General features: G+C 66.6%; 10 protein-coding genes. 1 reads left to right on the top strand and 9 read right to left on the bottom strand.

Features of this window, described 5'->3' with window-relative positions:
• Window positions 1–87: 87 nt before the first annotated feature.
• The 7 genes from ABWP09_RS00485 to ABWP09_RS00455 form a co-directional block, all read right to left on the bottom strand.
• Window positions 88–507 (bottom strand): hypothetical protein, encoded by a 420-nt coding sequence (locus ABWP09_RS00485; RefSeq protein ID WP_353203206.1) that lies wholly within the window; start codon window positions 505–507, stop codon window positions 88–90.
• Window positions 500–1,828 carry a FliI/YscN family ATPase gene (locus ABWP09_RS00480; RefSeq protein ID WP_353203205.1) on the bottom strand — a complete coding sequence of 443 codons (1,329 nt, stop codon included), beginning with the start codon at window positions 1,826–1,828 and terminating at the stop codon, window positions 500–502. The genes ABWP09_RS00485 and ABWP09_RS00480 overlap by 8 nt, the downstream gene beginning before the upstream one ends.
• 132 nt (window positions 1,829–1,960) lie before the next feature.
• The gene (locus tag ABWP09_RS00475) at window positions 1,961–2,704 is read right to left on the bottom strand and encodes a FliH/SctL family protein (protein ID WP_353203204.1); all 744 of its coding nucleotides are present in this window, start codon (window positions 2,702–2,704) and stop codon (window positions 1,961–1,963) included.
• Window positions 2,688–3,695, bottom strand: coding sequence for a flagellar motor switch protein FliG (gene fliG, locus ABWP09_RS00470; protein WP_353203265.1), 1,008 nt, complete (start codon window positions 3,693–3,695; stop codon window positions 2,688–2,690). The genes ABWP09_RS00475 and fliG overlap by 17 nt, the downstream gene beginning before the upstream one ends.
• A gap of 8 nt (window positions 3,696–3,703) precedes the next feature.
• Window positions 3,704–5,443, bottom strand: coding sequence for a flagellar basal-body MS-ring/collar protein FliF (fliF, locus tag ABWP09_RS00465; protein WP_353203203.1), 1,740 nt, complete (start codon window positions 5,441–5,443; stop codon window positions 3,704–3,706).
• Between the two features lie 3 nt (window positions 5,444–5,446).
• Window positions 5,447–5,818 carry a flagellar hook-basal body complex protein FliE gene (fliE, locus tag ABWP09_RS00460; RefSeq protein ID WP_353203202.1) on the bottom strand — a complete coding sequence of 124 codons (372 nt, stop codon included), beginning with the start codon at window positions 5,816–5,818 and terminating at the stop codon, window positions 5,447–5,449.
• The gene (locus tag ABWP09_RS00455) at window positions 5,815–7,089 is read right to left on the bottom strand and encodes a sigma-54 interaction domain-containing protein (RefSeq protein ID WP_353203201.1); all 1,275 of its coding nucleotides are present in this window, start codon (window positions 7,087–7,089) and stop codon (window positions 5,815–5,817) included. Before ABWP09_RS00455 ends, fliE begins: the two co-directional genes overlap by 4 nt.
• Window positions 7,090–7,338: 249 nt before the next feature.
• Here ABWP09_RS00455 and ABWP09_RS00450 point away from each other — a divergent pair, with 249 nt between their 5' ends.
• The gene (locus ABWP09_RS00450) at window positions 7,339–8,148 is read left to right on the top strand and encodes a flagellin N-terminal helical domain-containing protein (RefSeq protein WP_353203200.1); all 810 of its coding nucleotides are present in this window, start codon (window positions 7,339–7,341) and stop codon (window positions 8,146–8,148) included.
• Between the two features lie 132 nt (window positions 8,149–8,280).
• On the opposite strand, the gene ABWP09_RS00445 is transcribed toward ABWP09_RS00450, so the two are convergent.
• Window positions 8,281–9,726: a patatin-like phospholipase family protein gene (locus ABWP09_RS00445; RefSeq protein ID WP_353203199.1), complete on the bottom strand. Its 1,446-nt coding sequence runs from the start codon at window positions 9,724–9,726 to the stop codon at window positions 8,281–8,283.
• Window positions 9,727–9,750: 24 nt separating this feature from the next.
• The coding region (locus ABWP09_RS00440; protein WP_353203198.1) for a hypothetical protein at window positions 9,751–10,114 on the bottom strand (364 nt) is incomplete at its 5' end.

The following is a 10,114-nucleotide window of genomic DNA, read 5'->3' as shown; positions in this document are numbered from 1 at the left end:
GGCGGGGGCGGCGAAACCGAGAGCAAAGCGGACGAAAGGTCGATCATGCAAACTCCAGCGGGGCAGAACGCGACACCCGCCCAGGTTTCAGCAAGGATCGTGCCGAATTTTGCGCGATGGCGGCATCGCCTCCATCGCGCGGATCGCCTTGACCACGGCCTCGGCATCGGCCCGCGCGATCAGTTTCTCGATCGCGCTCTGATCGCGGCGCGCCTCGCGTGTGGCCTCGGCCGCGCGTTCCGCGACGGCTTGCGCCGCGCGCAGGCGGCCTTCGGCGGCTTCGGCCGATTGGTGCAGCCGCTCGCGGAAATGCGCGGCGGCCACCAGCGAGAAAGCGGCGACGGGTTCGGAGGCGGGCGCAACGCCCGCAACGAGCTGCGCGATTCGCGCCTTGAGCAACGCCTCGCTCGCCGCGCGCTCCTGCGCGCGCGAATCCTCGGCCTGGACGAGTCCCAGCTGCAAGGTCCGAACGCGCAGGATGCGATCGAGCTTGGAGGGTTTAGCCATCTGCGAACACGCCGATCAATTCGGCGGCGGCGTCGCCCAGCGACACCATCTCGTCGGGGTCCTGCTTGATATATTCCATCACCGCCGGATGGCACGCGATCGCTGCGTCGATCGCCGGGTCGGCACCCGAGCGATACGCGCCCATCAGCACGAGATCGCGATTTTCCTCATAGGTGGCAAGGTGACGGCGCAGCACGCGCGCGGCCTTGAGATGCGGCAGGTCGACGATGTCGCTCATCACGCGGCTGACCGAGGGGCCGATGTCGATCGCGGGATAGACGCCGCGCTCGGCGAGTTGGCGCGACAGCACGATATGGCCGTCAAGGATCGAGCGCGCGCTGTCCACCACCGGATCATTGCCGTCGTCGCCATCGGCCAGCACGGTATAGATCGCGGTGATCGATCCGCCCGAAGGAACATCGACGCCGGCGCGTTCGATGAGATTGGGCAGCATCGCAATCGCCGACGGCGGATAGCCGCGCGCCGACGCCGGTTCACCCAGTGCGAGGCCAATCTCGCGCCCGGCATGCGCGACGCGAGTCAGCGAATCCATGATCAGCAGGACCTTCTTGCCCTCTGCGCGAAACGCCTCGGCAATGGCGTGGGTGCGCAAAGCGCCCCGAATGCGCAACACCGGCGAATGGTTGGCGGGCACCGCGACGACGACGGCGCGTTTGCGCGCCTCGCCCGCGACCTTGGTTTCGAGGAAATCGGCGACTTCACGGCTGCGCTCACCGATCAGGCCGATCACGATAACATCGGCCTCGGCCGCGCGCACGATCATGCCGAGCAGCACCGATTTGCCGACGCCCGACCCCGCCATGATGCCGATCCGCTGCCCCTGGCCGACGGTGAGCAAGCCGTTGATCGCGCGCACCCCGACATCGAGCGGTTTGAGCACGCGCCCGCGATCGAGCGGCGACTGCATTTTCCCGGCGAGCGGCCAGTGCGCTGCGCCGCGAATCGGCCCCAGGCCGTCGATCGGCTTGCCCGCGCCATCGACCACGCGGCCGAGCAGCGCAGCGCCCACCTCGGCCTCGCCCGGCGCGCCGAGCGGACGCACCGGTGCTTGCGGCAGGAGCGGCGCGGGACCGCCCAGGTTCATCAACAGCGTACGGCCGTTGCGAAAGCCGATCACCTCGGCCTCGACCCCCGACCGGCGATCGCCGACCTGACAGACGGTGCCGACCGGCAGCGTGAGGCCGACCGCCTCCATCAACAGCCCGTCGAACGAGGCAAGCCGTCCCGACACTTTCGGGCGCGGCGTGAAATCGGAGAGACCGAGCGAACCCAGATAGTCGCCGGTGAAGCGGTTCAGCATTTTACGTCTCCCCTCCCTGGAAGGGAGGGGGTAGGGGGTGGGTCGCTCTCAATGGGAACGTTACGTCCGCCCCACACCGACCCACCCCCAGCCCCTCCCTGTCAGGGAGGGGAGCAATAGCGCGAACGATCCTCATTCCGGCACCGCGACGCGATCGATCGCGTGCGCCAATTGTTCGAGCCACTCTTCGGGGCCATCTTCGACGATGGTCGAAGCGCTTTCGAGCACGAACGCGCCGCGCGCGACGCTCGCATCGCCGATCGCGAAGATCTGCCGCGGCAATTTGCCTCCGAGCAGAGCGACATCGTCCGGGTGGACGCGCAGCATCGCTGATTCGGCGGCATCGCTCAACAGCTCGGCAGCGGCTTCGATCCGACGCGCGAGCAGGTCAGGCACAATCCCGATGTCGCCGACCAGCCGCGTGACCAACAACAGCACCGTCTGCCGCAACCGCCGCGCGACCGCGTCGCGGTCGACCCGGTCGTCGGCTTGCAGCGCAGCGGTCAGCGCGACAAGCAAGGCGCGGTCGCGCTCCCCGCTCGCGGCGCTTTCGGCCAACGCCGCTGCGACACCCTCGGCATAGCCCGCTGCATGCGCCGCCGCGACCGGATCGACAAAGCTGGTCGGTGCTGCGCTGGCGTCGAGCGGGTCCCAGCCTGCGGTCGGGTTCGCGCCGGGATTGGCCGGCGCGAAATGCTTTGGGCTGGCCTCGCCGTCGCCTTGTGGCGCGAAATGGACCGGGCCGCGCGCCGCGCGGTCGCGCAGATCGGCGGCGGCGAACCCCGCCACGCGCGGCGCGAACGCGGCTTGCAGCGCCTCGGCGACGCCTGCCCCGCGCGCAGAGAATCCGGCGGTAAAGTCAGACATAATCGTCATCACCGCCGCCCATCTGGATCGTGCCGTCCTTGGCCAGGTTGCGCGCAATCTGGATGATCACCTTTTGCGCATCGAGCACTTCGCTGAGCTTCATCGGCCCGCGTGCCTCCATTTCGTCGCGAATGCCGTCGGCGGCGCGGCTCGACATGCAGCCGAGGAAGCGCGCGCGGATACTCTCGTCGACGCCCTTCAGGCCACGCGTGAGGATATCGCTGTCGATGTTGCGGATCAGCGTGCCAAGATTCTTGTCGTCGAGCTCGAGCAGATTGTCGAACACGAACATCGCCTCTTCGATCGCCTTGGCGACGTCACGGTCGATCTTGAACAATTTGGGCATGACGCGCAGTTCGGTCGCCTTGCGCCCGCTCGACAGGATCTTGGCGGCATCGCGCGTGCCGCCGAGCGTGACCCCGGACTGCGTCTGCGACGAGGTCTTGCGGTTGGCGAGCATCGTCTTCAGCGTCTCGACCGCCTCGGGCGTGATCGGTCCGAGCCGGGCGAGGCGGTGCAGGATGTCGGGCTGCACCGCATCGGGCATCAGTTCGAGCACTTGCGCGCCGACCGAAGGATCCAGATTGGCGATCAGCACGGCGGCGATCTGCGGATGCTCCTTTTCGATCATCGCGGCGATCTCGCCCGCATCGAGCCAGTCGAGCAAATCGATCTGACACGCGTCCTGCGCCGGAACGATCCGCGCGAGCACGCTATCGGCCTTTTCCTGGCCCAGAGCGCGCGTCATCACCGCCTCGATCCGCGGACGCGGGTCAAAGCCGATCGCGGTCCGTTCGCGCGCCTTGCCGACGAAATCGTCGAGCACATGCTCGACCTCGATCTCGCTAACATCGGCGACCGCGAACATCGCCTTGCCGAGCTGTCGCACTTCTTCGGGATCGAGCTTCTGCAGGATAGCAGCCGCCTCTTCCTCGCCGACCAGCATCATCAGCACGGCGGCGCGTTCGACGCCGGTATAGGATCGGATGGGAGGATTGATGGGGGCGTTCATGACTTGATCATGTCCCTGACAGCGAGCGCGGCGCGCGCCGGATTGTCGCGCGTGAAGCCGCGCACCATGCCGATCCGGTCGTCATAGCCGCGTGTCTGTTCGAGCGCGTCGATGCTCACCGGCTGGTCGGCGCGCGGGGGTGGCATCTGGCCACCGCCTTGCGATTCGGCCACCGAGTCGCGGCCGAGCGCAGCGCGCGGCTGTGGTGCCGGCTCCTCGCGCTTCTTGAGCACGGCCTTGGACAGCGGGCGAATACCGAGGAACAAGACGAGCAGCGCGATGACGATGGCGGTTGCGTTGCGCGCGACCACGGGCAACCAACCCGCCTCATACCAGGGCTGCTTGTCTTCGAAGGCGGTGGCACCGGCAAATTTGCGGCTGATCACGGTGACGCGATCGCCGCGCCCCTGGTTGAACCCGACCGCGGTCTGCACCAGCGAGGTGATCTGCTGGATTTCGACCGTGCCGCGCGGCTTGCCGGTTTCGGGATCGCGCAGCAGCACCGCCACCGACAGGCGCGTGATCGTGCCCGGCGCGGTGCGGCTGACCGACACTTCCTTGCCGAGATCGTAAGCGCGCGAATATTGGTCGCTCGCCTTCAGCGCATCGCCGACCGCAGCGGCCGCTGCCGCCACGACGGGGGCGGCAGCACCGGGGGTGGAGGCCCCGGGAACCGGCGTCGCACCCGGCACCGGGGTTGCGGCGGGCTGGGGCGTGGCCAGCGTCGCGGTGGGCGGCGGGGTGTTCGACAGCGCACCGGGAATGCCGCCGGGCGCCGCCGGACCGTCCTTGCCATTACCCGTCCAATTGCCCTGTTCGACCCGCAAAGTGCCCTGCTTGTCATAGCTTTCGCGCGTCGCCTGCGTCTCGTTGAGATCGACATCGGCCTGAACTTCGGTGGTGAAATTGCCGGAGCCGATCAGCGGGGTAAGCAATTGCACGACTTGCGCGCGGTACTTTTCCTCGACGCGGCGCTGGAACGCGATGCGTTCGTCGCTGGCAATGCCAAGCTGGCTTTCATGCGCGCCCTTGGTCAGCAAACCGCCCATCTGATCGACGATTGTCACCCCTTCGGGTTTCATGCCGGGGACCGAGGAGGCGACGAGATTGACGATCGACGAGACTTGCGCGTCGCCGAGACTCCGCCCGGGCTGCAATTTGACGATGACCGATGCCGACGGCGCGGCATTGTCGCGCACGAACACCGATTGTTCGGGCGTGGCGAGATGCACGCGCGCCTCGGCCACGGCATCGATTTCCTGGATCGAGCGCGCCAGTTCGGTCTCGCGCGCCTGGCGCAGACGCTCGCCCTCAACCGCGCGGGACACGCCCATCGGAAGATTGTCGAGGATCTGATAGCCGCCGGGGGCCGCCTTGGGCAGGCCTTGTCCGGCCAGCAGAATGCGCGCGCGCGAAAAATCGTCCTCGGCAACGGTCAAGGCGCCGGTGCCCTGGTCGATCTTCGACGTGATATTGGCTTGTTGTAAGGCCGCCATCACCGACGCCTTGTCGGCATCGGCCAGCCCCGCAAACAGCGTTTTCTGGTTCGGGCTGGCAATCAGCATCCAGGCGAGCGCGGCTGCCGCGATCAGCCCGACGAGCAGGATCATCGGCAAGCTGCGCCGCACCGCGGGCTGCGCGAGCAGGCCCTGCAATTGGTGCAACGGGTTGGCGAAGCGCTCGGGCACCAAGGCGGCGACTCCGGACTGCGGCGAAGGGGTGAGGGCGTTGCTCATCGATTAAACCGGCATGCTCATAATGTCCTTGTAAGCGGACAGGAGTTTATTGCGGACTTGCAGCGTCGCCTCGAACCCGACCGAGGCTTGCTGGCGCGCCATCATCACCTTGGCGATGTCGATCGTCTCGCCGCGCTCATAGGCTTCGGACAAGCGCCCGGCCTCGACCTGGCCCTGGTTCACGCTTTTGAGCGCGTCTTCCATCGTTGTGGCGAAGCTGGCTGGTTTCGCTTGCGTCGCCGCCGCGCCGTCGCTCGCACCAGCACGCGCGAGCGCCTGATTGCGTTCGAGGATTTGCGCGCGCAGCGCCATCACGCGATCGACGCTCATCGCGCCCCCGCCGCCACCAGCGCCACCGATTCCGTCGATGCTCATGCCCATACACTCCGGTTGCCGGCAGCGACGATGTCATCGCCCTGCTCGCGCGCCTTGGCGAGACGGTAGCGCAGCGTCCGCTCGGAAATGCCGAGCCGCTTGGCGGTCTCGATCCGGCTGCCATTGCACGCCGCCAGCGTCTCGCGGATCGCCTGAAATTCATGCATCTGCACGATGTTGCCCAGAGTCGCGGGTGCCGACTGGTCGTTCGCGGCACTCGCCTGCAGCGCGGTCGGGCGATCAAACACGATGTGTTCGGCCGAAATCGTGTCGCCACCGGCAAACAACAACGCGCGCTGCACGACATTCTCCAGCTCGCGGACATTGCCCGGCCAATCGTGGCGCATCAGCAAGTCGATCGCCGACACATCGGGCCACGGGATCGTCTGGCGGTTGCCGGCGTGGCGCAGGATCAGAGTCGCGGCGAGCGCGGGAATGTCCTGCGCGCGCTCGGCCAGCGGTTTGGTCGTCAGCGGAAACACCGACAGGCGATAGTAAAGATCGGCGCGGAAGCGTCCGGCGGCGACTTCATCCTGCAAATCACGGTTTGCGCACGCAATGACGCGCACGTCGATCGCCTGTGGCTGGGTCGCCCCGATCGGCACGACTTCGCGCTCCTGCAGCGCCCGCAGCAATTTTGCCTGAAGCTGCAGCGGCATTTCGGCGATTTCGTCGAGCAGCAGCGTGCCGCCATTGGCCGCGCGGAAAAAACCTTCGCCGCCCGAAGAAGCCCCGGTGAAGGCGCCCTTCTGATGCCCGAACAACAAGGCTTCGAGCATCGTTTCGGGAAGCGCGGCGCAATTGATCGCGACGAACGGCCCAGTCGCGCGCGCCGAATTCAAATGGATCGACCGCGCGAGCACTTCCTTGCCGGTGCCGGTCGGGCCGTTGATCAGCACCGTAATATCGGCCGCCGCGACGCGTTCTGCCAACGCGTAGAGCGCGAGGCTCTCAGGATCGGCGGCAGTCGGCATTTCGGGTTCGGCGAGCAGCGCGCGAACAAAGCCTGCGCCGACCGCTGCGTCGGCGGCGTCGAACGAGACCCGCGCCGGATTACCGTCGCGCGACGGCACGATGCAGCGCGCGTCGGCGCCGAGCACCACCGTGCGTGCCGGAGCAGGCGGGGTTTCGCCTTGCGCCACCAGATAGAATGCGCCGCTGCGCGACTTGGCGTCGGCGCTGCCACCAATCGCAAAGCCTTGCGCGCGGAGCGTCGATACCAGCGGATAATGCTGGTGTAGAATAGCGGCGGATGGGACGATCGAGCGCATGGAATTCCCCCTGGACGAACGGGGAATGCGGCATCTTTGGTAAACGAGACGTTAAGCACGCTGCCGCAGCGGCAAAGAATTTCCGCATCCGGCAGCACTGCGCGGGCGAATCCGCTATAAATAGGCCGCAACGCAGATGTGGTTTGCAAAAGTGCTTAATCTCCGCGGTGGCCGGTCGTTACCACCCTTGGCGGCTCGGCTCTCCGATGGGGGGCGGCGGGATTGCCGGACTACACTGGAGACAAAACCATGACTGTTATCGGAACCAACGTCGCCGCGCTGCGCGCGAGCAACTCCTCGAACTCGGCGAACGCCGCGTTGCAGACCAGCATCGAACGCCTGTCGACCGGCAAGCGCATCAACTCCGCCAAGGACGACGCAGCAGGCCTCGCCATTGCTTCGTCGTTGACCTCGCAAATCAAGGGTCAGAATCAGGCAATCCGCAACGCAAATGACGGGGCCGCCCTGTCGCAGACCGCCGACGGCGCGCTCGGCGAAGTCACCAACATTCTGCAGCGTGTCCGCGAACTCTCGGTTCAGTCGGCATCGGGCACCTATAGCGACAGCGATCGCACCAACCTGCAGGCCGAAGTCACGCAGCTGACGGGTCAGCTGACCGACATTCAGAGCAAGACCAACTTCAACGGCGTCTCGCTGCTGAGCAAGGCGGCTGCAACGGTCAAGGTCCAGACCGGTTCTGCCGCGACCGACACGGTCACGCTGAACGTCGGCGGCATCGATCTCGACGCTGCGATCGCATCCGACATTTCGACCGCAGGCGGTGCCACGACGGCGCTGAGCGCGCTCGACACGGCGCTGAAGGCCGTTGGCACGAGCCGCGCGTCGCTTGGTGCCGGCCAGAGCCGTCTGACCTCGGTCGTGAATAACCTGACGACCAACGTCGCCAATTTGACCGACGCCCGCAGCCGGATCGAAGATGTCGACTTCTCGACCGAGACGACCAACCTCGCCAAGGCGCAGATCCTCAGCCAGGCCTCGACCGCACTGCTCGCCCAGGCGAACCAGTCGCAGCAGGGCGTGCTGAAGCTGCTCGGCTAAACGAGACCGGCCCTGGCACCCGCCCCCCTATCAGGGTGTCGGGGCCGAGCGGGCTATCCCTGGCTCCCTGGCAAGGGACGGCCTAAGAAGAACCCCGGCGGTCCGCCAAGGACAGCCGGGGTTTTTCGCATCCTATTCGAGGCCAGCCCATTCCGACACTTCGACGCGGTGCCGACCATAATCGATCTCGCAGCGCATGAAGCGCGGGTGAAACTCCAACGGGGCCGCGCGCTCGTCAATCGTCTTCCAGTCGGCGCAGGTCCGCCCATCATAACGGTGCGCGTTCACATCGGGTTCGATCCGCAGGAAATGCGGTGTAAACCCGCGCGCTTTGGCTTGGCTTGTCGCCCAATAAACCGATGACCGGTAGGATTGGTTGATCAGCACCGACAGCGATCGCAGCGCGAGTTTGTCGAATGACCATTTGCCATGCTGCGGCACCACTCCGGCGCGCGGCGGCGGCGTTGCCCCCGCCGGGCAATCGCTCAAATCGCACGTCCGACCGGCCTCAAGCGTGCCGTTGACCAGAATGAACAGATGCTTCGGCTCTGGCGGGCGCGTCGCGCGGGTTTCCGCCTCGGCCATGATCTTTGCAGCTTTTTGCATCACATCGGCGGAAAAGTCCGAAACGACGCCGAAGCGGGCACCCCCGTCGATATACATCTTGCCGTCGATGAACACCGGCAGCGCGGCCATCGGGACCGAGGCCGAGGCCATCAACGCCTCGATATAACAGTCGCGCATTTGCGGGACTTTGCTGAAATCCCGATCGATGTTCGCCTGAGCGAGGTCCGCGACATAGTCGCTCGCGGCGCGCGTCAGATCGAAAAGATAGGCGTCGCCGCTATCCATTTCGACCGCGCCGACCAGCAAGTGACGCCCGCTCCTGGCCTCTGCGGCGACCGCTTCGAGAACCTCCTGCGTAATCATCCCGCGGAGCTTTTCGCGCAGCGGCATCAGCTCGGAAATCGCGCCCTTTTGCGCCAGCGCCAGCCCGGCGCGCGCCTTGGTGATCGCCGATTTGCTCTTGAGGCCGCCCGGCACGAAGACGTGCAGCAAATCGGCTTCCTGCGCGATCGTATACTGGCGTACAATCACGTCGGTCCGGCCGAGAAAGGCGAAGGTCGATTGCAGCGCCCCGGTGCTGATCCCGGTGACGACCGTGAAGCGCGGCAGCGCGCCCGGCGCACCCGCGGCGGCACGCGCCTTTGCCCAGCCGTCGAGGAACCCCGCGCCGAACGCACCGTTCTGGCTACCGCCCGACAGGAACAGCATCGACGGGCTCACCGGTGCTGGCCCCGATACGCCGAAGGTCGACGGTCGCACCTGCATTTCGGCCGCGCGCCGGTAATACGAGTCCAGAATCCGGTCTTCGAGCGTCTCGCCGGTCTGCGCCGATCCGACCGTGCCGGGGACGCTCGACACGCGTGCCGGACCGACCGCATCGATCGCGATGCGCGTGCGGAGCGCGCTGCAGCGCGGGGCCGGCCCCGCCGTCCCGGCATATTGCAATGGTGCGATCTGGCAGGCCGATAGCGCCGCAGCGCAGCCCAGGATCACGACAATTCGCTCGATCACGCTTCGTATCCGTGCCTGCTGAACTTACCGCTGACGCCACGTCCCGATGTCGCCCCAGGTCGGCGCCGTCTTCCCCGGGGCCAGCGCTTTGACCCCGCTCGCAGGCGCGAACAGGTGACATGCGGGCAGCTTCGCCGGGTCGAGCTCGCTCACCACGTGCCAGGTCGTCGCCGGATCGGGGCGAACGGCCGCGAAGCTGGTGTAATTCTGGCTGACGATCGGCGCATTGGCCGGGGCGAGCGGGTAGCCCGAAAAGTAGAAGGATTGTGGCACCTGTTGGCCGGACGCGGAGGCCTTGAACCCATAGCCGAACAGGATCGCGTGGTCAGCGGTACGGTCAGGGCTGGCGCCGGTCTGCACGACCTTGCCGCCGTCCGCCGCGATCCAG

Source organism: Sphingomonas sp. (genome assembly GCF_040398505.1).
Taxonomy (GTDB): Bacteria; Pseudomonadota; Alphaproteobacteria; order Sphingomonadales; family Sphingomonadaceae; genus Sphingomonas.
The sequence above is the reverse complement of the archived record's forward strand: the minus strand, read 5'-3'. Positions and strand labels throughout refer to the sequence as shown.

Bases quoted from the DNA above. Each gene is read 5' to 3' on its own strand.
- ABWP09_RS00485 (WP_353203206.1), bottom strand. From the start codon at position 507: ATGGCTAAACCCTCCAAGCTCGATCGCATCCTGCGCGTTCGGACCTTG.
- ABWP09_RS00480 (WP_353203205.1), bottom strand. From the start codon at position 1,828: ATGCTGAACCGCTTCACCGGCGACTATCTGGGTTCGCTCGGTCTCTCC.
- ABWP09_RS00475 (WP_353203204.1), bottom strand. From the start codon at position 2,704: ATGACGATTATGTCTGACTTTACCGCCGGATTCTCTGCGCGCGGGGCA.
- fliF (WP_353203203.1), bottom strand. From the start codon at position 5,443: ATGAGCAACGCCCTCACCCCTTCGCCGCAGTCCGGAGTCGCCGCCTTG.
- fliE (WP_353203202.1), bottom strand. From the start codon at position 5,818: ATGAGCATCGACGGAATCGGTGGCGCTGGTGGCGGCGGGGGCGCGATG.
- ABWP09_RS00455 (WP_353203201.1), bottom strand. From the start codon at position 7,089: ATGCGCTCGATCGTCCCATCCGCCGCTATTCTACACCAGCATTATCCG.
- ABWP09_RS00450 (WP_353203200.1), top strand. From the start codon at position 7,339: ATGACTGTTATCGGAACCAACGTCGCCGCGCTGCGCGCGAGCAACTCC.